This is a genomic window from Chitinophaga silvatica, assembly GCF_003419895.1.
Taxonomy (GTDB): Bacteria; Bacteroidota; Bacteroidia; order Chitinophagales; family Chitinophagaceae; genus Chitinophaga; species Chitinophaga silvatica.
On the sequence record NZ_QPMM01000007.1, the window covers coordinates 12,770 to 39,615 of the forward strand.

Here is a 26,846-nt window from a genome sequence, read left to right on the forward strand (position 1 = left end):
TTAATATTCTCCTTCTGGTAACGGAGGTGTAAACCTGCCATCTACTTCTACGCGTTTAGTTCCGATTTGCATGGCTTTGTTGAGTCGTTTGTGTGCGAAGATGGTTTGTCCTTCTGCCAGGAACTCCCTTCGATATTCCATCAGCAACTCGCTGTAAAATCCAGAGTCAGAATTGTCTGTAAAGGAGGAAGACTTCCCACGTGCATTGCGTAAGGCGTTCAGGATTTTCAGGGCGTCTGTTGAATTACCTTCACGGAACAGGCATTCGCTGTAAATAAGGTAGATCTCACTCATCCTTAGTACTGGCATAATAGTATTCTGTTGTGGCACAAGTTCAGCCTGCATTGTTGCTTCCAGCCACTTGTAGGAGGTATTGTCCGGGGATACCAGATTGCGGCGATAGTCGCGTTCTGTTCCGGGAAATACACTGGTTACGTCATTGAGCTGGAAGTTGTAAGAAGCATTCGTGTAAGAGGTAATATTCTTAATCAATGCAGGATCATAGAATGCCAGAATGATGTCATTGGCCATCTTTGGATACCGTGACGAAGTATTGGTTAAATACTCTGGTGTAAATGTCCACCACTTTTTCCCTGCCGGGCCGAATTGTTTGTATACATATTCGGCTTCTGCTTTCGCATTTGGCATATCTCCGATATAGAGGTAGGCTCTTGCCAGCAATCCGTGGATGGCCACATAATTAAGACGGTTCATCCTGAAACCGAAGAATATTCCACCAGATCCGCCGCCGCCACTAATCAGGGTACTTAATCCATTACTCAGGGAACCGATATTGTTAATGGTATCATTGGTTGCCACCAGCTCCTGTGCTTTCTTCAGATCGGCAGTGATCTTTTTCATGATTTCTGTGGTAGGCATTGCAGTTGCAGTATGTGCAGGGTAAGTATCCTGGTATGGTACTACCACATCCTGGTTGTTTTTGGCCGGAGAAACGCAGAAAATCCTTACCATGTCAAGATGCAACAATGCACGGATGGCTATTGCTTCTCCTTTTATCAGATCACGTTCTGATTTACCAGCCAGGAAGAATTTTTCATCTTTTTTATCTAATTCATTTAAGAGCTTATTACAATTGGCGATAGCGGTATAGGCGTTACTCCAGATATTTGTTATCGGTGTAAGCGTATTCGGATCTTTGAAATCGCTGTTAGTTGCTGCCTTATATTCCAATGTAACTTTGCTGGTGTTGTAATCCTGACTCATTGAACTCAACATTCCCCAGGTCAGTTCACGTCCGTAAAGTTTAGCTTGCGCCAGCTGCTGATAGATGCCATTCAGGGCAGTTCTGAAACCAGAAGGGGTGCTGAACAGCGTTTCTTCACTGATTCGGTCTTGTGGTTGTACCTCCAGCCATTTGTTACATGAAACTAAAAGGATAGAAAGTAATGCAACCGATATATTAAGCACATGTTTTTTCATGATAGGATGTTTAAAGGCCTAGGTTGATGGAAAAGTCGAAGGTTCTGGCAAAAGGATAATCCAATCCTCTTTCCTGCTTTACGGTGGTAAGCTTAGCAACGTTGTTGGTTGTCAGCTGCACTCTCATCATATTAAACCCACCCATTTTTTTCAGAGTTTTTTGTTTGAGGGAATAACTGATGCTGAGTGAGTTGAAGGTCACTGCATTGTATTGCTGCATGAAGCGGGAAGTTGGACGGGTGGTATATATCCTGTCTGCTATATCTTTGTACTGGCTGATATCACCAGGTTTTTTCCAACGGTCGGAAAGCAGTCGTCTGTCGGCATTCCGGTTATAGATGTCTACGTTTTCTACTTTACTAAGTAGGGTATAGTTGTATTCGTCGCCACCGAATTCATAGAGGAATGAAGCGAAGAGAGAGAAGCCTTTATAGCTGGCGTTCACTCCAAAAGCGCCTTGTCCTTTAGGTGTGAGATCACCTATGATCACCTGATCTGCAGCATTCCAGTCGTAAATAATAGTACCATCCTTACGTAGGAATACTTCCTGTCCATTCATCGGGTTAATACCCAGTGATTTCATTCCAAAAACAGAAGTTAATGAGCCGCCTTCTACATATTTAATGTGAGGGGTGGAGAATTTAACTTTATTTTGAGGCGCTTTGTCGGACGATGCAATAGTATAGTTATCATATTCCTGATCTACACGTTTGTTATATTCTCTTAGTGCATTTGAGATGTTGAGGAGGGTATTTCTGTTAGCGGCAAAATTTCCGTAAACCGCTACCAGCATGTCTTTCTTTTTCAATACTTCCACGCGTACCTGTATTTCGTAACCTTTATTCTCCACTTTACCGATATTGTCTTTATACTGGGTGAATCCGGTTGAAAGCGGGAGATTTACATCATTTACCAGGTCGCGGGTGATTTTTTTATACAGGTTGAAGTTGAAGGAGACACGGTTGTTGAGTAATCCCATATCAAAGATCAGATCATAGGTATTGGTTTTTTCCCAGGTGAGCAATGGGTTTCCCATGCCATAAAGAGAAACGCCAGGACCAGAGCTGTACCAGTTAGGAGACAACTTGTAATTATCTTTTGCGGCATATGGAGGGAAGTTGATCTTTCCCAGCTGACCCATGTTGGCGGTGATGCGTGCGCGGTTAATAAGGCTGTTGTTTTGCATAAAGGCATATTTATGCAGATTGATACCGGTACCGACAGACCAGAAAGGAGCGAACTTATTTTCTGTTCCGAATTCGGAAGAGCCATCCAGCCTGGTAGAAACGTCTAACAGGTATATGTCTTTATACGAATAGTTCATAGTCAGGAAAGTACCGAACAGGCGTGTCTGGTTTTGCTGATAGGTTGGTTTATCAACTATCTTGGCTGCCAGGTTAGGAGAGTGCTGGCTACCGGAAGTGAAGCCTGTATAGGTAGCATTGCTGGCGGTGGATTTTGACTGTAAGGCATTTACACCGGCAGAAATATTGATATTATGACCATGTATTGAGTTGACATAGTTTGCAAATGCATTCAGGTTCATATTTAATGCATCGCTGCTCCCCATGCCTAGCTGCCCGATATTAGTGTAATCGGTACTTGCACTGATCAGGTACCTGCCGGAAGCCGGATCTATGTAGTTCTCTGTTTTATTTTCCATTTTCGTTACAGAGAGCTGGCCCCTGAACTGAAGATGTTTCATTACATTCCAGTTCACTGCGAGGTTATTGGTAAGTGTGTTAATTGAGTTACGGCTATAGTTTTGTGTTTTAAGTGCTTCAAATAAGGGGTTGACAAGGTTAAGTTCAGCGGTCGCACCTGTGTGCCAGTTCGTGGTATTTTTTAGCAATTGTCCGTTGTCGTCATAGATCCTGTCGTAAGGAGCTTTCCAGGTATAATCTGAAAAACTGCCATATGGAGAATTCTGTGCGTTTACTACATCGTAGCTAACATCATTTCTAACAGAAATATTTTTGGCGCGGTAGTCGAGTGTTAGGCCGGCGCCCTGACGGTTCCTGTGCGATTTTTTCATGACGCCATTCTGGTTGTCATATTTCAGGGATACGCCAAAACGTATTTGTTGGCTACCTCCGTCTACGTATAGAGAGTGGCGTTGGTTCACTTCATTGGTAATTGGTTGTGCGATCCAATCGGTATTGATACCTTTTGCGATAGCAGCCTGTTTTTTAATATATTCATCCTGCAGGGCGGCAACGTTAGCTGCTGGAAGGTTCGGGCCTGGGATGTAGGCGCCGGACAGTCGTTCTGCTTCGAGTTTTTCTGCTGCATTCATCAGGTTATAATCAGAAAGGTCGGGAGCAGTGAGGGTTGCCGAACCGGTATAATTGATCCTGAGTCGGCCGGCTGCCGGCGGTACTGTTTCTATCACAATAACTCCGTTTGCGGCTCTGGAACCATAAACAGCTGTAGCAGCAGCATCTTTTAGTATTGTGATGCTTTTAATGAGATTGATATCATAATCGTATACTTTTTGAGCCGTTACTTCATAACCATCCATGATAAAAATCGGGAGGTTAGGGTTATTTGTAAGGGCAGCCTGGGAAAGGTCGGTACTGCTTTTATCCAGTTCCTTGACACCAATACCAGACCTTCCTCTTACATAAAACTCGGGCATTGTATTAGGGTCGGAGCCTCTCAGGTTATTTTTCTCCAGGCGGAAGGAGGGGTCATAAACCTGCAGGATGGCGAGTACGTTACGATTGCTGACTTGTGTTAATTGTTCCTGCGTAATTTTGATGGCATTACCTGTGAAGCTTTCCTTACGAATGTTGCTATACCCTGTAACTACTACATCTTTGATGGCGGTTTCAGAAGTTTTCATTGCAATGGTAACTGTGTAACCGTTTTTTGATACTTTACTTTCCTGCGTTTCCATACCAACGAAAGAAAATACAAGTACTTGTCCGGGAGTTGCCGCGATAGTGAAATTACCTTTGGCATCAGATACGACACCGATATTGGTTCCTTTTACCCGGATGCTAACACCTTGCATAGGTTCTCCCTTTGGAGAACTGATATAACCGGTAACAGGTTGTTGCTGCGTCTCAGGGTCAGCTGCTGGTTTTTCTGTTCGTACGGTTATCACAATGGTCTTTTCACTGATCTTGTACTCCATTGACTGGCTTTTAAGCACCAGGTCGAGGAAGTCGGTAAGCGGCATGTTACGGGCATTTACAGAAACCGGTTCAGCACTTTTGAGAAAGCTGGAATTGCCAAATACTACGAAGCCTGTTTGTCTTTTGATTTCTGAAAAGACTTTTGGTAAGGGCACATCTTTCCCTACAAAGATGATGGTCTGCGAATTGCCTGTGGCGTGCACGCCCATGATGAATGTTAGTAGAAGAATAAACGTCAGTCTCATAACTAGCATGGTTTTGGCGAAAAGCCTCCGAATTAGGTATTCAGGTGGTGGAACAGGAGATGCCGTTACTTCGTTTACAGCAATAGAATCCCCTGACCAAAAAGCGTTTTTTTGCATAAATTGCATCTGTTTGGTTGATAAAAATTGTACACAATACGAAACTAGATCGACTAAATTTTACCGTTGCGGGGTGCCACCTGCAGCGGTTTTTTTAGCGACAAACTTTATTGTTGAATAAAATTTCCCTGTTTAAGGTAATACTACCAGCTTCCTGTCTTTCTCAATCCGGAAGTGGACATCAGACATTTTTAATGCATCAATTAATTCTGATAGTTTGATATTTCGGCTGATTTCTCCAAAAAACTGGATGTCTGGAATTGATTTTTCATAAACTACCTGTATATCATACCAGCGTTCGACCTGTCTCATGACTTGTTCCAGGTTCGCTCCTTCAAAATTGAACAGGCCATTTTTCCAGGCCATTATTTTATCGGACTCTGTTTCATTAAGTGTTACTACCTGTATCCTGTCTGATATTTGTGCCTGTTGTCCTGGATTCAGCTTTATAGCGGCTGAATTACCATGCTGTATGCTTACCGCTCCTTCAAGGAGTGTGGCGTTAATGGTCTTCTCATTTTCATAGGCATTCACATTAAAACTTGTTCCCAGTACCAGAAGCCTGGCTTTATTATTAATATTAACATAAAACGGACTGGATGCATCCGGTGCAATTTCAAAATATGCTTCCCCGGTAATATCTACTTTTCTTTCATGCTCGCTAAACGCTACAGGATAACGAATAGAGCTGAGTGCATTAAGCCAGACGGAAGTACCATCCGGTAATTTTAGTTTAAAAGAGCGGCCTTTAGGCGTTGACATAGTATTATAGACAACGTCGTTATTGCTTTTTCCTGAATAGTTGTAGGCCAGCTGACCATTTTGTAAAGTAACATTCACCCCATTCTGAGTGGTGACTAATCCATTATTTAAGCTATCGATGGTGATTTTGGAGCCATCGGAAAGAGTAAGGATAGCGCCTTCATGCCCTGGTTCTACATCAGAAGCATAGTTGGTTTTTGAAATTACTTGTGATAAAGGTTGCTGATGTGCAATATAATACCAGGTTCCCAATCCTATAAAAAGGGAAGCCGCAGCAGCAGCCCACCATTTGTAATTCAGCCTGGAAATCTTTGCAGGTTGATTGGTAATAGTTACAGGTGCCAACAGAATTTTATCGAGTATGGCTGTTTTATCGTACGAAAAAAGTTTTTTAAGTTCTGGTTCAATAAAGGCAGCATCTCTCAGCTGGTCGTACATCTCCTGATTGGCAGGAGTGGACAGCCATTGTTTTAATGCCAGTTCTTCTTCTGCGTTGAGTGGTTCGCGGAAGCTCTTTTGAATAAGTTGACTTATATATTGTACATGATCATTCATAGCTGATATCATAAGAACGAATCAGAAAAAGAATTGTCTGAAAGATTTCCGAACTTTTTTTAAGAATGGTAGGAAATTAGTTGTAATGCCGCCACCAGAGCGACTAATGGCAGATGTTTGTTTTTCAGTAAAGATGTGCGCAGTGTTTTTAATCCCTGAGTTTTATAATGCTGAACGGTTTTGTAGGCCATATTTAGCTGAACAGCTATTTCGTCGATCGACCGACCTTCTATAACAGAGAGGTATACTACCTGCCTGCTTTTTTCAGGAAGTTTGTCTATTTCCTGGTAAATGGCCTGTAAGGCTTCCGCACGGATAAATTCCCGTTCTATATCTTCCTGGGAGCGCTTATTGATCCATGCAATTTCTTCATGGGAGGCCTGATGTCTTTTCTGCATCCGGATATAGTCTACAGCCGAATTGTTGGCAGTCACAAATAAAAAAGATTTTAGTTTCCGGCTATTTTCGAAGGTGTCAAGGCGGTCCAGCAATTTGATGAAACATTCAGCGGCTATATCTTCCGCCACAGCATTATCGTTTACCATCTTCTCTACAAAATAGCAGAGGGCAATAATATTTTCCAGGTAAAATTGCTCAAATGCCAACCTGCTACCGTCTTTAAACAGCAATGTACGACTTTCACTAACGGATTGAGTTGGATGGTCTGACAATGTAAGTGTTTGGTTGATCGGCTCTAAAGTAGAAAAAAATTACGGATTTTGGTAGTGATGATGATGGATGGTAATAAGAGGGAGGAGGGATTTGGTCAACCTTTTCATCTGCATGAATAATTATGACAAAATAATTGTATATCTGCAATCCAAATTAATGAGATACTAATGATTGAAGTAATTCAGAATAGGATAACAAATATTGTAAGTGAATGGAATTCCGACCTAGAGCATTTGGCAAAAGAAATTATAGCTTTAAATTTCGGCGCTCAACTGGTAGATCATGGATTTGAGCTGTATCTTACCGGACATACCTGGTATGATGATTACGATTTATGGTTATTTGATGAAAAATGGTGGCCATCCCGAAACTATATTTCATTAGGTAAAGAATCATTGGAATTTGACAGGCTTATTATTTTGGAAGAGTATGAGAACATTTTGAAAAAAGAAATTTCTAATTCAAAAGCCAGATATCGGGATTTAGTTGTGGTTGTAGGCCTCGCAGACAGTGATATAAACCGACTTAAGTAAACAAAAGGATATTACCCAAAGGTTTAGCCTTTGGGTGTTAAAGTTGAATAATGATTCCTGTTTCTATTTTACAACTTCGCTTACAAAAATGAGAGGAATAGTATTGGTATAATTAACAAAATCTGCACGTATGGCATCTCTGTGTGGAGCTACCGCTGCCTTATAGTCGCTGAGGCTTTTTACATAAAAAGTACCAATGGCCATGTATTGTAAAGGTTGGTCAGGAATGCCGTTGGAGAGCCCTTTTTCAATAGTATATTTAACAAGATTTGATCCTAAAAAACCCGCAACCATAGGCATATGCTTCGTTTCATAATACTCCATATTGAAGGTTTTTCCTTCTGCAAAAGGGTACATGATAGATATCTTTATTAAACCTTTTTCAGAAACAGAAGCATTTTGATTTTTAGAATTTCCAGATTGTTGTTCCTGACCAAATGCAACAAAACAAGTAGTTAAAAGCAAAAACGATAAAACTAGTTTAAACTTCATGATTAGTTAACTTTAGGTTACAAAATATAAATTGTCAGTTACTTCCCATTGTAGCAACCAACCCCCGAAAGACTTAGGGTTTACTTTTACTTCAACAGGAATATATCTACCTAAATTATTGTAATTAATTATGATATTTTAACTAGCTGATAGAAATCAATAATAAAAAGATAAAATCATACTAAAACCCAATACTTTTTAAACTGGTTAGCAGAAAATGACTATGTTTTTGCTTCTTCCTTTACTGGCTCTAGTTGTCGTATTAACCTCTCCCGGTGCTGTTTACCCCAATTATGCATAGCTGTAATTACGTCAGACAATGTTTCACTATAAGGTGTTAAGGAATACTCTACAGCCACAGGTTTTGAATTGGTGACGGTTCTTGTTACAAGTCCATTCATTTCCAATTCCTGTAATTCTTTCGATAATATACGTGTAGAGATGTTGGCTTCTCTGGCCAATTCTCTGAAGCGCAGCTTTCCATCCCTAAGAATTGATATCAGAATCAATTTCCATTTACCTCCAACTACATCTAAGGTATCTCTGATAGTTAATCTTGCCAGTTTGCAATCTTCCTCACTAACGAGGATACAGTTCATCCGTTTTGACATGGTAACATTTTTGTAACTGGTTACAATTATGTAACTGGTTACAAAGGTAAACCAATATGTGGTAACTTTGTTTTAAATAAGAGATGTATTTATATTATTGGTTTTAATATAATTATATATAAATAAAATTTATTCATTTGGAATGGATTTCCGAATATTAGCGGAAACAAGATATCTCATCAATAAAAAAATATTAGCATGAAATTATTCGAGAAAGTTAATCTTGGAAAAACAGAACTAAAGAACAGAATGGCTATGGCACCGATGACGCGGAGTCGGGCTTCCATTACCGGTGAAGTAAGTGAACTTACAGTGAAATATTACACTCAAAGGGTGAGTGCAGGACTGATTATCACTGAGGGAATTAATATTTCAGAACAGGCACAAGGTAGTCCTTGGACTCCGGGATTATATACCAATGCTCAAATTGAAGCATGGAAAAAAGTAACAAAAGCGGTACATGATCATGGTGGTGTTATATATGCACAACTCTGGCATACTGGACGTGTAGGTCATTCAATCGATAAACAGGGTAACCTGCCTGTTGCTCCTTCAGCAATAGCCATTAAAGGTCAGCATTTCACTTCTCAGGGAATGAAGGATTATGAAGTGCCACATGAACTCAGCAACGCTGAAATCAAACAGGTTATTAAAGATTATGGAATAGCTGCCAAAAATGCAATGGAAGCAGGGTTTGATGGTGTGGAACTACATAGTGCTTTCGGCTATCTTCCAAATCAATTTCTTGCAGAAAGTGCAAATCACAGAACAGATGAATATGGTGGTAGTATTGAAAATCGAAACAGATTTGTGATAGAAGTGATGAAAGAGTTGGTAAGTGCTGTGGGTGAAGATAAAGCAGGTATTAAATTATCTCCTACCAATGCTTATTCAGATATTGAGAATACTGATCCCATTGCACAGTTCGAACCGCTTATAGAAGCTTTGAATAAAATGTCACTGGCTTATATTCATCTGATGAATCCGATGTATCCATTGGATAAATATCCTCATTATCCTAAAGATGTAATAGATACTTTCGGAAGAATGAGTCATCACCTGGTAATTGCAAATGCCGGCTATGACCAGCAAACAGGGGAAGCAGAATTACAAAGAGGAATAGCAGATATGATTTCATACGGTGTATTATATCTGGCTAATCCCGATTTGCCACAACGTTTTGCTGTAGGGGCAGAATTGAACCAACCCGATAGGAATACAATGTTTGGTGGTGATGAGAAAGGATATACAGATTATCCATTTTTAAATAGTCAGGTATAGGATTCCTGATTAGGGATTTTTAATTCATTTTATTTCAATTTTAATAACAAAGGTGCTTGAAGAATTAAGCACCTTTGTTATTAAATCATATTTTAGTTCAATATCTTGAATAACCTTATACTTTTTCCAGCTCCCGAATCACGATCTTTGCCATTTCCTTTGAGCTGAAAGGATTTTGTCCGGTTATAAAATTTTTATCTGCTACTACATACGAAGTCATTGGAATAAATGATTTACTATAATCAGCCCCTCTTTCCTTGATTGCTGCTTCTAAATTAAAAGGTACTTCTTTTTTTCTTCTTGCAATAGTTTCTTCGAACCAATTAAAACCGGTCATCGATTTTCCTTTGATTAAATATTCGCCATTACTAAGTTTTGCATTCAGCAATCCACCAACAACATGACAGATAGCGGCTACCATTTTATTGCTTTCATACTGTTTACTGATGATGTATTGTAAGTTAGTATCATCAGGAAAATCATACATAGTACCATGCCCGCCTGCCAGGTAAATACAATCGAAAGAATCGTTCTTTACTTCTTCAAGGCTTTTGGAATGATTTAGTTCATCCATAAATACAGGATTCTCGTAATACTCTTTTGAAATTTTATCTAACACTAAAGGTTTAAGACTTTCAGGATCAATTGGCACAGCTCCACCTTTAGGACTAGCAATAGTAATATTCCAGCCTTTTTCTTTCACACTGTGATAAATATGGGTAAGTTCACTTAGCCATAAACCGGTTCTCAGTTTGCCACTAGCATACATATCAATATTGGTCACTATTAATAAAAGCTTTTTCATGGTTTAGCGTTTTGCTGTTCAAAGGCTATCTGCTCAATCCCTTTCTGATAAGTTGTTACCTGGAAATCAGGAAATCGATTTATGAATTTCGAGTCATCAAAAATATTGTCGTATTCATACCTGGGAAGGAGCTCCTGTAATTCTTTAACCCGGCTATTGAATATACTTCCAATCTTAAAGATAAACTTCGGAATTACGGAATATTTTAACTCCCTACCATATACTACTGAGGCCAGTTCAATGAATTGTTTATAGGTTAACCTGTTATTATCAACCGGTAAGTGCCAGGTCTGATTATAAGCATCTGGTGTATTCCCAATTAAAGCAGTTGCTCTACTGGCATCGGGTGTCCAGATCAGGCTTCTTAATTTATCATCACGTAGAGGAACTTTTAGCTTTTTGTGTTCTTTAATCATGTTGAAGATTAAAGAATTGGTGATACTCTGTGTCTTGCCCGGGCCATAAAATTCAGGTGCCCTGCAAATCACGATTTCCATTTTGCCTGCTTGTATTTCATTCAGCAGCATCTCCGCCATTTCTTTTCTAACTTTACCTCTTCTGCCAACAGGAGCAAAGGGAGTTTGTTCGGTAAGTACCCTGGCATCCTGTGGGTACATATAGGTATTATCAAAAAAAGCAAGCTTGGCGCCGTTGATTTTACACGCTTCAATTGTGTTGCTGGTGATAACTGGAAATTGTTTTTCCCACAAATCTGTATTCATGGGAAGTCCTAAAGTGAAATAAACTATCTCACTACCTTTAACAGCTTCAATTGCTTTTTCCTTGATAGTCAGATCCGCCGAAAAAGTAATATCAGAATCATTTACCTTTTTTGCATGCCGGCTTACGATTCTGATATCGGAAGTATATTTCCTTTTAAGCTCCCTTGCCAATTCTTCACCAATTTGTCCGTTAGCCCCGAGTATTGTTTGCATACTATTTTGATGTTTAGATATGATCTGTTGATTAAACAGCCAGAGTGATATTTAGTTTGATCAACAATGTAGATGTTTCTTTATATGCATAGTCATACGGGTGAATAATAAATGGTTAGCCTGTTATAAAAATCATGAAATATAAATTAATAAGTGTTATAATATAAGTATAAAAGTTAATAATCCCTTAATATACACACCTGAAAATTGCGCTTATGTTTGCTGTTGTGAAAATAATGGCAAACTATGCGATTATCCTTACCTGAACTATCGGATGTATTATTATTGGAAGAATGCAGGAAAGACAATACCAGAGCTTATGATGTATTGTTCGACAGATATTCCGGAAAACTTTACAACTATGCATTGAAGTATATCCGTGATGAAGCCAGGGCAGAAGAAGCCATGATGGATCTGATGTTCTGGTTGTGGGATAAACGTCACCAATTGGCTCCTGATGTTCAACTGGCTCCATATCTGTTTAGGGCTATGAAGCATGCCATAATTAAAGTATTGACCCGTAATCAGTCGCAAACTGTGCCACTGGATTTTGCAGGTGATGCTGCTATTGAAGATGCTGGTAACCGCCTGCGGGAAACCGAACTGACAGCCTTGTATCATGAAAAGTTAAATGCCCTCAGTTTGCAAAGACAAAAAGTATTTCGCCTCAGCAGGCATAATAATATGAGTCATGCAGAGATTGCAAAGGAAATGAACCTCTCCCTGTTTACAGTTAAAAACCATATCAAGGCATCTCTGACTTATTTCCGCTCTGAACTTAAGGACTACATTGATATTGTAGGGGTTTTAACCTTTCTGTTCCTGATCTGAAAAATATTTTTACTACCATTAGCCCTCCCGTATTTTTTTTGGCCTTTATATAGTAGGTGATCGTTTTTCACCTGCATAACATGGCAAATATTACAGAAGCACTATTAATAAAATACCTCGATAACAACTGCAATGAAGCAGAGAAGGCTATCGTGGAAGCATACCTGCAACAGCCGGAAAGTAATGCTATTCTTAACCTCCTCCTGGAAGAAAGAATGGAGAAAGATATAGAGGAAAGTACGGAAGGATCGGTGAATAAAGAGAGACAGCAACAATGGGCTGCGGATATGCGTGTTCGTATGGGGCGGGAAGATAAAGTAAAGCCAATGCGGAAACGATATTATGTAGCAGCAGTTGCTGCCGCTTCAGTACTATTGATGGCAGGATTGTTTGCTTTGTTGAATAATGGCAGATCAAAAACCACTGTTCCAACATTAGCCCTGCAACAAAATAAGGCAGGTGAACGTAAGATTATTCAACTAAGTGATGGTTCTACCATTCACCTTGGAGCTGCGAGTCAGCTTCAATATCCCGAACAATTTACCGGTGAAACCAGAGAAATTACCCTTAATGGAGAGGCGTTTTTTGAGATTGCGACTGATCCCGGCCACCCATTTATTATACATACCGGAAGTATTGCAACTACTGTTCTTGGAACCTCCTTTAAGATTGCTGCATTTGAAGGCCAACCCCTGGTTGTATCAGTGGCCACAGGAAAGGTACGGGTTGATGATAGTAGCAATGGACAAATACGACAGTTGGCTATACTAACGGCTGGTAAACAAGTAAGTTGGATTAATGAGAAAGCATCACTGGAAAATATTCGCTCAGAAGACGTAGCTGGCTGGCAAACCGGCCGCCTTGTGTTTAATAACCAAACATTGCAGGAAGTTGCTACTACTTTGGAAAGATGGTATGATGTAAAGATCAGTTTCAGTCATTCGCAAAAAGCCAAAGAGAAAGTAACAATCACCTTATTTGCAGGTGCTGCTCTTAAGACTACGTTGCAAACCCTCGCCTTGGGAAATAACTTTAATTATTCAACAAAAGACCGTGAAGTAATTATTTATTAATCCTATAATAAAACAATATGCACTAATAGTACACAACAAAAACAAAAACGTTCCTACTTGCATTGGACCGCAGAAGGAACGCTTTAAAAAATTAACGGACTGCCGAAAGTTTTCTCAGGACCCAAAGCAGCCGAATTATTAACAGATTTCCCGGTGTAAAACCGGGCTTAACTATCAATATTCAAAAGTATGGAAAAAGGATTAAAAAAAGATCCTTTAGGATTTTTCGTGGAACCTGCGCCCGAAAGCTTTGAATTTGTGTTAAAGCCCAGTGGTGCAGCAGATTCCCCTCCTGCCTCCTGTAAGCATAGACACAAAATTTACTTCCTGATGAAATGCTCATTTATCGTTTTGGCAGTACAGTTTACCTTCGTAAGCCTGTTGTTCGCTGATAACCTCAAGAGCCAGGATCTTTCCCGCCGCCTGAATCTTGATCTGAAAGATGCAGATGTTAGAGCAAGTTTGCTGAAAATTGAAAGCGAAACCGGTGTGCATTTCCTGCTGCCAGAATCACTGCTTGCAAACGTCAACAAAAAAGTAAATCTCCACAAGGATGATATTACAGTGAAAGATGCCATTTCAGGAGTGTTGAGCGGCACCTCACTCGAATACCATTTGCTAAATGGTTATGTAGTTGTAACCAGAAAGAAAATTCCTGTAAAAATAACTGGCCGTGTATTGGAAAGTAAAACTAAAGACCCTCTGCCAGGTGTATCTGTTCGTATAAAAAATAACCCTGGTGGCGCCGCCTCCGATTTAAATGGAAACTTCACCGTTGAAGTTCCTGCTGAAGGCGCAGTGCTGATATTCTCACTAATGGGGTATGAGTCAAAGGAAGTGAAAGTTGTTGGTGGTTCAGCACCTATCACCGTTTTGCTGGATGTAAGCACACGTACTCTTGGAGAAGTGCAGGTACAGGCACGTCGTAAAACCAATACAGAAATTACGGTATTACAGGAGAGGAGAAACGCTGCTATTGTGCAGGATGCCATCTCTGCACAACAGATCGAAAGAACTGCCTCTATTACCACAACCCAGGCATTGCAACGCGTAAGTGGCGTAACTGTCACAGATGATAAATATGTGGCAATACGTGGGCTGGGAGACAGAAGTGTGATTGGTCAATTGAATGGTGTGCGCCTGGCATCTTCCGATCCCGATAGATCTTCTATCCCGCTGGACCTTGTACCAGCATCGCTTCTGGATAACATCACCATCTATAAAACTGTTACTCCCGATAAACCTGCCGATGCTGCTGCCGGTATAGTGGAATTGAAAACAAAATCGGTTCCTGAGAAAAGAACAATGGAAATTATTGCACAAACCGGCTTCAACTCCAATATCGGACCCGGTGGACGTATGAACTCCTTTTATAACAGCAATCTGGGTTTCTTCGGAAATAAGGTTAATGATAAAAATCTGAGTAGCGACTTCCTGAACCTTTCCAATCAGTACCCAGGTGGCTTAAGCCAAATCCAGAAAATGATCTCGGAAAGCAATGGCAGTGCGGCAATGCAACAAGAAGCTGCACGCATTAATAAAATTATGCATGCCTTTGATCCGGTGATGACTACACGCTACAAAACAGCACCACTTAATCAGTTGTATTCCGCAACATATGGTAATAGCTTCAATGTATTTAAAAATAAAACATTGGGTCTTATTGTCGGAGGTAATTATTATCGTCGGACTACCGATGTATATGGTGGAGATCTTACTCAATATAGTATCTACCAGGGAGTAATTACCGGAAATCCGGATGTTTATAGTCCACGGAATATCCCTAACTATATTACCCCTAACAACCTGTATATGGGTAAATACCAGACCTATAAAGAAAATACAGGTACAGAAACGCTTAACTACGGGGTTCTCACTGGTCTGACTTTCCGTTTCGACAAACGCAATGAGATTAGTATGCAATATATGGGTAGTTGGGGAAGTGAGGCACAGGCTATCAATATGTACGGAAAATATGAGTATACAGGCCTACCGGGTGAAGTAAACAGTACTATTTATTCTCTTAAGCAAACCCGCCGTAACCTGAATACCTTCAACCTCCAGGGAGAACATAAGTTTCTTGAAGGAACATATTCACCAAAGTTGAGTTATAACCTGGCCTCTTCTACTTCTGCTCAGAACGATCCCGATTTCCGTTTTGTGACATTGACAGATTATATGCCCCGGGGAGGTGGATTCTATACTATTCAAAACGGAAGTGGCCAGAAAGCCTATTCAGAACATCTGTATGCCCTTAATTCGGGGTATGTGAATGGATATGGTACTTATGGTATTATTCAGGCAGAACCTAATGGCCGCCGCTGGCGTCAGTTGAATGAAACCAACTGGAATTATAAGGCCGACCTGATATTTCCATTCCCGCTGTTTGGACAGAAACAGGAATTTAAAACCGGATTCAACTATTTGAATCGTGATAGAGAGTTCCGTGAAAATATGATGTTTCTGCCTGGTTCCAACTTTGTGCAAAATCGTTCTATGGCATTGTATAGCGTGAACGGAAATCTGGATGCATTGGTTGGTCCTAAGATAATTGGTATTCAGCAGCCTTCCGGAAGTACCGGAGAAGGGGCTGATGCTATCGGAGGTTTCCTTTACAATACCCAAAAATCACCTAACAACTATAATGGTTTCTTTGAAACGAATGCATACTACGGAATGCTTGACCTGCATTTACGAAGCGATCTTCGTGTATCCGGTGGCGTGCGTTTTGAAAAAACAAACATTCAGTCTTCCGTCGATACGTCTAATGTATTTCTTGATCCTTCGCTGACTGCAAAAGATAATAATGGTAACAGTGTTCCGGTAGTAATGATTAATCCGAATACTGTGTATAAAACCGCGTACAAGCCATATTACGCAGTAAATATGACCTATACCTACAGGGAAGATATGAACTTTCGTCTGGCGTACAATACTACCCTGGCAAGGCCTGAACTGAGAGAGTTGACTAATGTGTTTGAATTTGATGCATTTCAAATGGGGCTTGTTGTTGGTAATCCTAATCTTGTAAACCAGCATACCGAAAACTTTGATTTTCGTTGGGAATGGTTCCCTAATCCAGGGGAAGTAATCTCTGTATCTGCATTTGGTAAGCGTATTAACAACCAGTTGGTGAAGGTATTCAGTCTGAAAACTGATGGGTTGGCGGCCAAATACCCGGAATATCCAACCATTCAGTTTCAGAATGATCCTAACACTGGTACGGTTTGGGGAGTTGAATTGGAATTGGTAAAAGATTTAGGGAGATTAACACCTGCTTTTAAGAACTTCTTCATAGGTTCCAATCTGTTACTGGCTCAAAGTATTATCAAGAAAACCGCAGCCAGGTATGAAGCCAGTAAGTCGCTCGACCGAAATACACCTGAGAACAGTCCACTGTTCGAACAGGCTCCTTATTCTGTAAACGGGTGGCTGAATTATAAGAATACTAAATGGGGTACTGATCTGACAGCCGCTTTCAACATGGTTGGAGAGCGTTTAGTACAGATTAACCTTACGGGTGAACCGGATTTGTATACACGTCCTGCTGCCGTTCTGGATATCATTTTCTCACAACAACTGAGTAAAAGATTACTGTTCAAAGGTTATGCTAAGAACATTCTGAATCCAGCTATTGAAACTGTATATGCCAATCCAGGCACCGGGGGCCTCTGGTATGGCGAACGGTATGTAAACCGCAGTTACAGACGGGGTGCAGAGATAATGATGGGCTTTACTTACAAGTTGTTCTAAAATTTATTAAAAAGGAAGATATGTATTATAAATATTTTGCCGTTGGTTTAATGCTGTTGACAATCAGCATGCTGTCGTGCAAAAAGGAAAAGGTTGATTATTCCTACGACAATCGTCCTGATATTGGTGTTGGCGGTAGCTCAACTATCCGCCTGGTAAACTGTACCCAAAATAACCAGTTATCCATCAATGGTGAGAAGTTAACCAGCTACCTGATCATCAATCCACCGCAAGGAGAGCAAGCCCTTTATCCAGGTACCTATTGGTTTCCAACCAATGGTAAGCTGGGAGCCAGCTTTACTGTTCCCCGTCAGTTTCTTACTAATGGAAGTGCGATGATTTCAACAGATTATCTGGCATATTCAATGAGTCGTGATTCTTTTGGTTTTAAGGTAATTGAAGAATATAATAAGCCAAAGGATTATTTCATGGTATACGGGTTGCCATACTCGGCAGAAAAGGTGTCGAGAGTCCGAGAGGTGCCGCGTGAAATAACTGCACCATCAAAAGCTGGCTACTTTAAAATCCGTATTGTAAATCTGGCAGATAAGGTAAGTGCAGCATGGAATGCCGAAAATGTGGCTAAGCCACTTACACTTGCTTATGCTGACGGCACTCCGGTTAGTTCCACCACAAGTAATATAGATCCTCAATCCTGGTCTCAATATGTGGAACTGCCATATGGCACCTATCAGTTTAAGGTACTCACACAAGAAGGCATTGAAGTAAGAGCCAGCGGAGGTGACGCATTTGAAAATACCTTCATGTCGGAACCTGCAAGTTCGAATTTAATGAGGGCTGTTAGTGGTGTTCCGAATGCTGTAAGTACCGGTCTTACTTATGCACCTGTTAAAACGTACCAACCTGGTGGTGTTTACACTATTGTTGTTGGCATAGATCGTTTAACAATGCTGAATGTATTTGGTATACCAGGTGAAACATCTGTTTATTATCAGAATATATTTCGTGTACTCTCCGACGTTAGTGAACCTTTGAATACCGATTATTATCGCTTGCAGGGAGTTCAGGCAAATCCGGAAGAAGGACAGATAAGTTTTAGGGTAAATGGTACAAAACTGGCAGATGCAAACTATACTGCTGCTACCGACTATAGTATTTATGTAGCAGGGCAAGCTACAATAGAAGCAGTAAATGCTTCAGGTAATGTTTTGGCTACCGCCACTCAACGCTTCCAGGCCGGACAGAATATTACAGCATGGTTCTATAAGAAGCCTGAAGGAAAGCCCGCTATCGGCATAGTAACCAATAATCTCACCGGTAGCTGGTATCAGCCATTGCCGGGTGGCGATAATACAGGACAGGATGGTTCGCTCAACAGAATGACACATAATTATCCTTTTAACTATCGTTTTCTTAACCTCTGTCCGGATCTTCCATATGTAAGCTTTACTTATGATAATGGTCAGTCATTTGGCGATATAAGCACTTCACGCAACCTGCAGCCGGGAGTTGCAGTAACCAACCTTCCATATGCCCGTGGCATACAGGATCAGGAAGCCTTCCAGATCATGGCTTATAAATCTACTCCTTCCGTATATCCCGGTAGCTGGATTTCATCGATTCCGGTGCTGAAGAGTACAGATTTTATAGCACACCCGGAAAGATATACACGGGTGAAGCCGGTACATGAGCCAGGTGTTTACACTGTAGCATTGGTTGGCCAGCTTAATGGAAACCAGCCGGAAGCGAAGAGAGCTAAAATGATCATTATTAAACACACGAAGTAATTGTTATGACCAAGATAAATTACCTCCTTGCCATTTGTGCATTAATATGGAGTTTTAGCTCCTGCAGTAAGGTGGAATATACGAAGGTTGATAAACCAGCCTATCTGCGAGTATTCAATGATTTCAATACGAAAATCGGCGTAGAAAATAAAGATGAGCAGAAGCCATTTATGTGTATGCTTATTGATCCGCAATTTGATAAGGATGGAGTACCTGTTGATGCTGCAATTAAGGGAGATTACCTGGATCAGCGTGCTTCCTATGCTCCGCCTTATCCTTCTCATATCGGCAGTAGTACCAGTAAAAGGAATCCGGAATATCCAGGTAAAGAGAATGTACCTGCCGGACCAGTTCTGAATGGCTTCGATTTGTCGAGCTGGGCGCAGATACCTTCGGGTAAGCATCGCATCGTATTTTATTACAGACCGATGAACGACATTCCGTTTTTCAGCCTGGAACCCGCCATCCGTAAGAATGTAGTGGTGGATACAACTATTGAACTGGGTGTTGAAGAGGTTTACACGATGCATGTATTGCAAACTGATTTTAAAACAAAGTCAAGGGGCCTTATTCTTCGCAAAGAAAATTTCCATCTCCTTCCGCTATCTGATTCTATGGTGTATGTGAATTTTTATAACTACAGTGCTGAGGGCTTCTGGAGTGCAGATAAAAGCGAGAAGTTCGACAATTTCGAAGATGGTTTATTGCGTTTTGGGATCAGAGATGATATCAACATCTGGATGTCGCTTTGTAAACCGGGGGGATGGACCACTATTCCGGGTTATAAGTTTGCTTATCTGGGCCAGATGAAAAGAAGTATTGGTAATGGAGTGGCTCCATACTATAGTTTCCCGTTGTTTGCTGATACGGCATCTAACCGTATCACTACTGATATCTGGCAGCGTTTTAGTTTGCTTGTTCCGGGGCTTGATCCTGAAAAAATTCCGTATGGAGATAGAGATGTTAATGCCGATGGACAATATGGTTTGCTGGCACTCTATGGAAACGGTACCAGACAGAGTTTTGAACGAGGTGGTTTATTTCTGCCGAGCATGATTGTTAACATTCATTCCGGTACCTATAACCCACGTTCCTTCGCTACCGTAAATACCATCGAAGTGATAAACGGAACGGCCTATCTGACCACTATTCAGCGTAGGTATCCAAAACCTATTTACTAACCCGCACTTCAATTCAATATAAAAAGTAAAACAATGCTTAAATATATTAAGTCCGGTATGTTGATAGCTTTGCTGCCTGCATTTTTCACAGGTTGTAAGCACAACGAACTGGTGGTACCTGATGCCAGGGAGTCTTACAGGCCCGCAGGAGATTTTGTTAAAAATAATTATGACCTGCAACTGTTCAATGCCGCATTGGAGTATACCGGTTTGGCAACAGAACTGAATGGAGAAGGCCCTTTTACCTTGTTTGCTCCTAATAATAATGCTTTTAATGAATTGGGAATTACACGTATATCAGACTTTCAGCGTCTCAACAAAGACAGCCTGAAACTGGCGATGCAGTATCATATTCTTAATCGCAGATTGCCTTTAACCGATATGCCTACCAATGGTGTAGATGTAAGATATATGAATCTGGCGGGTAGAGAAGTGTATCTGACTTTAGCCTCGATGGACCCTAAATCTCCCGGTTTTGCATTAAATAATCTGTTTGTAAACGGCTCTTTTGCTGTTAAGAAAAATGTAGTGCTTTCGAATGGTATACTGAATGTGATGGATAAGGTGATAAAATATATACCCGGTAGTGTACAACAGTTTCTGGCTGCTAAACCCGAATATAGTGTTTATGTAGCTGCACTTAAGCAAAGTGGGTTATGGGAACAACTATCAGGTGCCGGTCCGTTCACCATTTTTGCGCCGGATAATGCTGCATTGGAAAGACAAGGTATCACGATGGAAACTTTATCGACCTATAATGCGGAAAAGTATGTAACCGCACGACTTTTCGGGATGTATATATTACCAGGGAAAAACCTGTTTCTAACAGATTTTATAGCCTTAAATACTATTTACGGTACACCGCAATTGCAAGCGAAGATTGCAAATGATAACTTCATTTATCGGTTGACTGCCACCAAAAATCTATCACAGGTCACACCATCAGAATTCTCACTTGCTTATCAGGATCCTGAAAACCCGGCGCTGGGTAGCCAGGGAACTGTATATGGTAATACATCCCGTAAAAATGATAATCTCACCGACAACGGTATCGTTCACTACCTACCCGACCTGGTGATTAAACCTAAGGTTGCATTAAAGAAATAATCATTTCAAAAAGTTATCGATATGAGACGTATCATATTTTATACAATCACCTGTGTGTTGTTGGCAATGGCCTGTAGGAAAGCAGAATATCAACGGCCTCCGGTTGGTGAGAAGGTGCCGTATGTAGACCCTGCCACCAGTGATTTGAAAACTCTTTTGGGGAGATCAACACAAAAATTATTTTTTACCGCCTGGCAAAGAAGTAACATGGATTCCTTACTGAATATTCAGGGTAAAGGAATTCGATTTACCATATTTGTACCAGATGATGCAGCTATGACTGCTGCCGGATACACGGCAGATAAAATTGCTGTGGCTAAAGTGGCCGATCTCGACTCACTGCTGCTTTTTCACGTTGTTCCGGAGTATATCGATTCAGCTGTAGTACGTAGTCAACAGGGCAATGTACGACACAAATCCATGCTGAAAGACAGAACATTAAAGGAACAGGTAACTCGCCTTGGTTCTAATGTACTATACACTGAAGCATATTCATATAAATTATTTATCGGTGCTACAGCGGATGGATCACTACTTATTAATGGGAAGAATAGTGGTAAAGTTTCGCCTTTGTATGCAAGCAATGGAGTAATCTATCCAATCACTAAACCATTGGTGCGCCCACGTAAAACGATGTTGAATATCATTGATACTGACCCGCGTTTTACCATATTGTCGGGTCTCCTCAAAGCTTTGGATAGTACATGGGAAGAGGTTACCTACGGTTGGTTTGAGCGCAAAATGTACGAGGAATTGAATATCAAGATCGGCAATCTTATTGTAAGTGATGCCTTCTTTGCTCCAACCAATGAAGCATTTAAAAAAGCAGGTTTCAATTCCGTAGAGGACCTGATGGCGTTAAACGCTCGTTCTATGCCATATCTGGATGAGGAAGAAGGAATATTATATAACGAGATGTTTGTTACGGATTCTTTGTTGGCCTATTCCCAGTGGGGCCGGCTTTTCTCAATTAAAAGCTCGGCAGGTTATGGAGATAGGGTATCTGCTATGTTTTGGTCTAATGACCTGAATAATGTGATGCTTGGCAATTTTGCTCTGATTACCAGTGGTAATAATGTAGTACCTATTTACTATGTGCCATTTGATTTTGGTACAAATGCCGGTCAAATTACGGTGAAGGTAAAAGGTAGCAGCTATCCTGCGGCTAATATAGTGGAGGCGGATATACCAACATTACAAGGCCCGTTACATGCCATTGATAACCTGATTCTTGGCGATAAAGTTAAGTTCTAATGAGAAAGTTCAATATCAATATAAAAATCCTGGCCGCCAGTTGTATCATATCGGTAACTGTTGCCGGTTGTTCTAAGGACAAGGATGCAGTACTTAAGAAAGACAATAACAGGGTAATGCAGGTACTGGCAGATAACTTCAACCTCTCTATAATGCATGCAGTGGTTGGTCGTTCTACCATTTATTCCGATCTGAATGCAGAGGGTCCATTTACGGTGTTTGCTCCTTCCGATGAGGCATTTTCGAAATCGGGTTATGGAACCATTGTATCAGTATTAAGTGCCCCTTCTTCATTAATGAGCGCGATTGGTGCCTACCATACCGTAGAAGGGAATTATGACCTGAATAAAATGCCTTTCCTGTTTAATCAGGAAATTACTTCCAGAGGTGGGAAGCTTTTTGTAACCAGGTGGATTAAAGATCAGGATACTATACTAACCATCAATGGCAGTCGTTTGCTGGCTACATCTATTAAGGCTTCAAACGGACAAGTTCAGGTAATAGACCGAATGCTGCAACCTTACCTATACGAAACCATGGGGGATGCAATAGCCGCAGAATCTTCACTGACTCTTTTCTGGCAAGCGATTCAACGTGCCGGACTTGTGGATTTACTGAGTGGGAAATCACCCATTACTGTGTATGCTCCCAATAATAGTGCAATGATAAGTAGAGGCTATGCTACTCTGGAGAAGATCAATGCTACTCCAATAGAAGAAATGGCTGCTTTTGTGAAATACCACATCGTAGCTGATCGTCGGTTTGTCAATGATTATATCCTGACAACAGCTACAGGTAAATCATCTGCTTCACAAGGGATGATGGATAATAACTCCATTACAGTAAAGCTGATCCCGAATCCGCAACAGGTAGGGGCCTTTATTGGAATTAAACTGAGAGGCCCGGGAAACAATACCGATGTGAGCCTGCTCAGACAGGATGTAATTGCAGGTAACGGTGTATTGCATATTGTGGAAAGCACATTGCGCATCACACAATAATCATCAATGATATTTAAGATCTCAGACATGCAAGTTTATACATTTAAATATATACGCTTTTTCTTACTGCTACTGATGCTGCCATTTGCAGTACAGGCTCAGGAAACAGGAGGGGGCCTTACCGGTAAGGTACAAAATACAAAAGGTGAAGTTTTACCTGGGGTGACGATTATAGCCGTTCATGGCCCTTCAGGAACAAGGTACCCGATCATCAGCGATAATGGTGGTCGTTACCGCATCAATGGTATGCGAATCGGTGGACCTTATAAGGTAACCGCTACTATGATGGGTATGGAACCTCAGACAATTGATAATATTACGGTGAAGCTCGGAGAACCCCAATTGCTGAATATCACGCTTGCCGACCAAAGTACCAAATTGGGTGAGATAGTTGTAAAAGGAACGAAAGCTGGTCCACGAGCCAATAACTTTGGTGCAGGCCAGAATATCAGCAAACAACAGCTCAATAACATGCCTACCGTGAACCGCAGTATCCAGGATATTACCCGTATGGTGCCACAGGGTTCTAAGGATAACAGCTTTGGGGGAACGAGCTTCAGGTATAATAACGTGACAATTGATGGTGCTATCAATAACGATGCTATTGGTTTCAGTCCTTCAACTGGCGGACAAAGCGGAACCAGCGGACAGCCCGGAAGCAGTACCCGTACTAATCCTGTTTCTCTCGATGCAATTGAAGATATGCAGGTATACCTCGCACCTTACGACGTAAAGATCGGGAACTTTACCGGCGGTAGCGTTAATGCTGTAACCCGCAGTGGTACTAATACTCTTACCGGTTCAGTATATGCATATGGCCGTAATGCAGCTATCACTGGAAAAGATAAAGTGGGAACGCTTGGTAAAATGAATAACGACTTTGAAGATTATCAGGCAGGTATTCGCCTTGGTTTCCCTATTATCAAAGACAAACTGTTCTTCTTTACAAATGAAGAAATTACCCGTCGTACTGAGCCAACGCAACTAATGGCAGGAAAAGATGAAACCAGTCACATTCTCAGCGCAGCTGATGCAGATGCTATTCGTAGCACAACGATAAGCAGGTACGGAAATATTTTTGATCCGGGAACTGCCGGAATATACAACACCAACTCCAGGTCAGCCAAGTTCTTTAACCGCCTGGATTGGAACATCAATGACCGTCATCAGCTATCAGTACGAAACAATACCATTAATTCCAGTGCCGTGCATATGGATCGCGACCAGCAGGATTTCCGTTTCAGCAGTATGGCATTCAAACAAACCAACAATCAAAGCAGTACAGTGCTGGAACTTAAAAGTCGTTTTAATAATGTCTTAAGCAATAGCTTTGTAGCAGGTTACAGCACCGTTCACGATTACCGCGATCCTTTAAGTGATCCTTCATTGCCACAGGTACAAATCATGGGTCGTACTCCGGGTACTACCATCTATCTGGGTACTGATCGGGAAGCATCTATTTTTAATATGAAGCAACGCACTGTGGAAATCAGCGATAATATTACTCTCACAAAGGGAAAGCATACTTTTCTGTTAGGTACACATAATGAGATGTATCATATCGATTATGGTTTTGTAAATAGTTGGAATGGGAGGGTAGATTATCTAAGCATAGAAGACTATCTTAATAATAACCCTTATCGTGTTCGTGGAAGCTACAATTATGTAAATAACAATCGGGATTATATTCTTTCAAATCCGGGTGCCAGATTTAATATAAGTCTGCATAGTGTATACATACAGGATGAAATTCAGGTGACTGATAAACTGAAACTGATGCCTGGCTTACGTGCAGATTATACCTGGTTACCGGAAAAGCCTGAGATAAGTGAAAAAGTAACCAATTCACCCGCTGATCCTTATTTTGGTTCTACTTATTTCTATACCCCACTTAGCCGTATCAGTAACAGGTTTTTTGATAAGGTGAAACTCTCGCCAAGACTAGGCTTCCGTTATGACTGGCTGGGAGATCAAAGTCTGATTCTTCGTGGTGGCGCAGGGTTATTTACTGGTCGTATTCCTTTCGCATGGCTTGCCTATGCTTATTACAATAATGGAATCGGATATGGTTCGTTTGATCAGCGTGTTGATCAGAAACCATTCGCACCGGGATCGGATGCTATAAAGCCGGGATCTGAAGGTATTGCAGGTTTCATCAAGGATAATGGCACCATTACCAATAACCCTAATGCAGGTAAAACACAAATAGACCTGGTTGATAATAATTTCTCTATGCCACAGGTTATGCGTGCAAGTCTGGCATTGGATTATACTACTGGTAATCAGTGGAAATTTTCAGTAGAAGGTATCGTGACGAAAGTACTGAAGGATGTATATTTTCAACAGATCAATATCACTGATAACCCCAAATATTATGGTTATGATAAAAACCGTGAGCAACCGATTTATTCAGGAACCATTAATCCTGCATTCTCCAATGCATATCTGTTAAGTAATACCACTAAGGGTTTTCGATATAATATAACTGGTACTCTTTCTAAAACATTCCAATCCGGACTTTATGTATCTGGTAGCTATACTTTCGGAGAAAGCAAGGATATGTTCAATGGTATCCGTAACTCGATGGAATCTAACTGGCAGTTAAACCAGGCACTGAGCCCTAACAATGCAAAACTGGCATACTCCAATTTCGATATCAGGCATCGTGTAGTCATGAACATTAATTACAGAAAGCAATGGAATAAAGTGTTTGTAACTACTCTTGGATTATTTGGAACAGCGCAATCTGGCAGTCCATTTACCTATGGTATTGTAAACAATAGTGTGCAGGGGCTTCCACAGCAAGTGAGTCTGGCTTACATTCCGAAGGCTGATGAAGCAGTTAAATTCTTCCGCGATAATGACGGTCAAACTGCCGAACAACAGGCAGCTGCATTTAATGCTTATGTTGATGAAAATAGCTACCTGCGAACCAGAAGAGGTATGTTTACAGAAAGAAATATGGGCCGTACACCCTGGAATATACAGGGAGATCTGCACATTGCGCAGGAATTCCATATACCTTCTCTGAAAACACATTTCATCACTATTACAGCTGATATCATCAATTTCACCAATATGCTGAATGGAAATTGGGGGCGTCAGTACTTTTCTCCCAATACCTTCAACAGCACTGCTTCTGTGGGTCTGACACCTACATTATATCCGCCGATCCAAGGTAAGGAAGGCTATCCGGTTTACAATTTTGCTGATCCGGGCAAACCTTATTCTATTGATTATTTCGGTTCACGGTACCAGATGCAGTTGGGTGCGCGCTATACTTTTTAATAAAAAATCTATAACATCCTGA

At 40.9% G+C, this 26,846-nt stretch carries 19 protein-coding genes; 11 read left to right on the forward strand and 8 right to left on the reverse strand.

The genetic code is table 11. The features are described from left to right. The 4 genes from DVR12_RS13625 to DVR12_RS13640 form a co-directional block, all read right to left on the reverse strand. Positions 1–1,440 (reverse strand): RagB/SusD family nutrient uptake outer membrane protein, encoded by a 1,440-nt coding sequence (locus DVR12_RS13625; RefSeq protein ID WP_116976244.1) that lies wholly within the window; start codon positions 1,438–1,440, stop codon positions 1–3. 10 nt (positions 1,441–1,450) lie between these two features. Beyond that, positions 1,451–4,825, reverse strand: a complete 3,375-nt coding sequence (locus tag DVR12_RS13630) for a SusC/RagA family TonB-linked outer membrane protein (RefSeq protein WP_199417106.1) — start codon at positions 4,823–4,825, stop codon at positions 1,451–1,453. A gap of 249 nt (positions 4,826–5,074) precedes the next feature. Continuing rightward, a complete protein-coding gene (locus DVR12_RS13635; protein WP_158563266.1) occupies positions 5,075–6,259 on the reverse strand; it encodes a FecR family protein in 1,185 nt (394 codons plus the stop codon). Between the two features lie 59 nt (positions 6,260–6,318). Further along, on the reverse strand, positions 6,319–6,930 hold the full coding sequence (locus tag DVR12_RS13640; protein WP_158563267.1) for an RNA polymerase sigma factor: 612 nt from the start codon (positions 6,928–6,930) through the stop codon (positions 6,319–6,321). 168 nt (positions 6,931–7,098) lie between these two features. Here DVR12_RS13640 and DVR12_RS13645 point away from each other — a divergent pair, with 168 nt between their 5' ends. Then, a complete protein-coding gene (locus DVR12_RS13645) occupies positions 7,099–7,464 on the forward strand; it encodes a hypothetical protein (RefSeq protein WP_116976247.1) in 366 nt (121 codons plus the stop codon). A gap of 63 nt (positions 7,465–7,527) precedes the next feature. Here the strand turns inward: DVR12_RS13645 and DVR12_RS13650 are convergent, their stop codons facing one another. After that, the gene (locus DVR12_RS13650) at positions 7,528–7,956 is read right to left on the reverse strand and encodes an EthD family reductase (RefSeq protein ID WP_116976248.1); all 429 of its coding nucleotides are present in this window, start codon (positions 7,954–7,956) and stop codon (positions 7,528–7,530) included. 221 nt (positions 7,957–8,177) lie between these two features. Continuing rightward, complete coding sequence (locus DVR12_RS13655; protein ID WP_233522389.1) at positions 8,178–8,567, reverse strand: winged helix-turn-helix transcriptional regulator; 390 nt, start codon at positions 8,565–8,567, stop codon at positions 8,178–8,180. 198 nt (positions 8,568–8,765) lie between these two features. Here DVR12_RS13655 and DVR12_RS13660 point away from each other — a divergent pair, with 198 nt between their 5' ends. Next, entirely contained in the window at positions 8,766–9,848 is a 1,083-nt protein-coding gene (locus DVR12_RS13660) for an alkene reductase (protein ID WP_116976250.1), read from the forward strand. Between the two features lie 115 nt (positions 9,849–9,963). On the opposite strand, the gene DVR12_RS13665 is transcribed toward DVR12_RS13660, so the two are convergent. Then, the gene (locus DVR12_RS13665; RefSeq protein WP_116976251.1) at positions 9,964–10,653 is read right to left on the reverse strand and encodes a type 1 glutamine amidotransferase domain-containing protein; all 690 of its coding nucleotides are present in this window, start codon (positions 10,651–10,653) and stop codon (positions 9,964–9,966) included. Beyond that, positions 10,650–11,588: an NAD-dependent epimerase/dehydratase family protein gene (locus tag DVR12_RS13670; RefSeq protein WP_116976252.1), complete on the reverse strand. Its 939-nt coding sequence runs from the start codon at positions 11,586–11,588 to the stop codon at positions 10,650–10,652. Before DVR12_RS13670 ends, DVR12_RS13665 begins: the two co-directional genes overlap by 4 nt. A gap of 246 nt (positions 11,589–11,834) precedes the next feature. Between DVR12_RS13670 and DVR12_RS13675 the strand changes: the two genes are divergently transcribed. The 9 genes from DVR12_RS13675 (at position 11,835) to DVR12_RS13715 (ending at position 26,824) form a co-directional block, all read left to right on the forward strand. Beyond that, entirely contained in the window at positions 11,835–12,419 is a 585-nt protein-coding gene (locus tag DVR12_RS13675) for a sigma-70 family RNA polymerase sigma factor (RefSeq protein WP_116976253.1), read from the forward strand. An 80-nt stretch (positions 12,420–12,499) separates the two neighbouring features. Beyond that, positions 12,500–13,492 (forward strand): FecR family protein, encoded by a 993-nt coding sequence (locus DVR12_RS13680; RefSeq protein ID WP_116976254.1) that lies wholly within the window; start codon positions 12,500–12,502, stop codon positions 13,490–13,492. Between the two features lie 189 nt (positions 13,493–13,681). Continuing rightward, entirely contained in the window at positions 13,682–17,245 is a 3,564-nt protein-coding gene (locus DVR12_RS13685) for a TonB-dependent receptor (protein WP_199417107.1), read from the forward strand. 20 nt (positions 17,246–17,265) lie between these two features. Beyond that, on the forward strand, positions 17,266–18,993 hold the full coding sequence (locus DVR12_RS13690) for a DUF4397 domain-containing protein (RefSeq protein ID WP_116976255.1): 1,728 nt from the start codon (positions 17,266–17,268) through the stop codon (positions 18,991–18,993). A gap of 5 nt (positions 18,994–18,998) precedes the next feature. Continuing rightward, the gene (locus DVR12_RS13695; RefSeq protein WP_116976256.1) at positions 18,999–20,174 is read left to right on the forward strand and encodes a hypothetical protein; all 1,176 of its coding nucleotides are present in this window, start codon (positions 18,999–19,001) and stop codon (positions 20,172–20,174) included. 33 nt (positions 20,175–20,207) lie between these two features. Then, entirely contained in the window at positions 20,208–21,281 is a 1,074-nt protein-coding gene (locus DVR12_RS13700; protein WP_116976257.1) for a fasciclin domain-containing protein, read from the forward strand. Between the two features lie 21 nt (positions 21,282–21,302). Next, a complete protein-coding gene (locus DVR12_RS13705) occupies positions 21,303–22,535 on the forward strand; it encodes a fasciclin domain-containing protein (RefSeq protein WP_116976258.1) in 1,233 nt (410 codons plus the stop codon). Then, positions 22,535–23,536 carry a fasciclin domain-containing protein gene (locus DVR12_RS13710; protein WP_116976259.1) on the forward strand — a complete coding sequence of 334 codons (1,002 nt, stop codon included), beginning with the start codon at positions 22,535–22,537 and terminating at the stop codon, positions 23,534–23,536. Before DVR12_RS13705 ends, DVR12_RS13710 begins: the two co-directional genes overlap by 1 nt. A 27-nt stretch (positions 23,537–23,563) precedes the next feature. After that, positions 23,564–26,824, forward strand: a complete 3,261-nt coding sequence (locus DVR12_RS13715) for a TonB-dependent receptor (protein WP_116976704.1) — start codon at positions 23,564–23,566, stop codon at positions 26,822–26,824. The last annotated feature ends 22 nt before the right edge of the window (positions 26,825–26,846 follow it).

Coding starts and splice junctions, on each gene's coding strand:
- DVR12_RS13690 (WP_116976255.1), top strand. CDS start 17,266: ATGTATTATAAATATTTTGCCGTTGGTTTAATGCTGTTGACAATCAGC.
- DVR12_RS13705 (WP_116976258.1), top strand. CDS start 21,303: ATGAGACGTATCATATTTTATACAATCACCTGTGTGTTGTTGGCAATG.
- DVR12_RS13670 (WP_116976252.1), bottom strand. CDS start 11,588: ATGCAAACAATACTCGGGGCTAACGGACAAATTGGTGAAGAATTGGCA.
- DVR12_RS13665 (WP_116976251.1), bottom strand. CDS start 10,653: ATGAAAAAGCTTTTATTAATAGTGACCAATATTGATATGTATGCTAGT.
- DVR12_RS13685 (WP_199417107.1), top strand. CDS start 13,682: ATGGAAAAAGGATTAAAAAAAGATCCTTTAGGATTTTTCGTGGAACCT.
- DVR12_RS13680 (WP_116976254.1), top strand. CDS start 12,500: ATGGCAAATATTACAGAAGCACTATTAATAAAATACCTCGATAACAAC.
- DVR12_RS13625 (WP_116976244.1), bottom strand. CDS start 1,440: ATGAAAAAACATGTGCTTAATATATCGGTTGCATTACTTTCTATCCTT.
- DVR12_RS13635 (WP_158563266.1), bottom strand. CDS start 6,259: ATGAATGATCATGTACAATATATAAGTCAACTTATTCAAAAGAGCTTC.
- DVR12_RS13715 (WP_116976704.1), top strand. CDS start 23,564: ATGCAAGTTTATACATTTAAATATATACGCTTTTTCTTACTGCTACTG.
- DVR12_RS13710 (WP_116976259.1), top strand. CDS start 22,535: ATGAGAAAGTTCAATATCAATATAAAAATCCTGGCCGCCAGTTGTATC.
- DVR12_RS13695 (WP_116976256.1), top strand. CDS start 18,999: ATGACCAAGATAAATTACCTCCTTGCCATTTGTGCATTAATATGGAGT.
- DVR12_RS13655 (WP_233522389.1), bottom strand. CDS start 8,567: ATGTCAAAACGGATGAACTGTATCCTCGTTAGTGAGGAAGATTGCAAA.
- DVR12_RS13675 (WP_116976253.1), top strand. CDS start 11,835: ATGCGATTATCCTTACCTGAACTATCGGATGTATTATTATTGGAAGAA.
- DVR12_RS13650 (WP_116976248.1), bottom strand. CDS start 7,956: ATGAAGTTTAAACTAGTTTTATCGTTTTTGCTTTTAACTACTTGTTTT.
- DVR12_RS13645 (WP_116976247.1), top strand. CDS start 7,099: ATGATTGAAGTAATTCAGAATAGGATAACAAATATTGTAAGTGAATGG.
- DVR12_RS13630 (WP_199417106.1), bottom strand. CDS start 4,825: ATGAGACTGACGTTTATTCTTCTACTAACATTCATCATGGGCGTGCAC.
- DVR12_RS13660 (WP_116976250.1), top strand. CDS start 8,766: ATGAAATTATTCGAGAAAGTTAATCTTGGAAAAACAGAACTAAAGAAC.
- DVR12_RS13700 (WP_116976257.1), top strand. CDS start 20,208: ATGCTTAAATATATTAAGTCCGGTATGTTGATAGCTTTGCTGCCTGCA.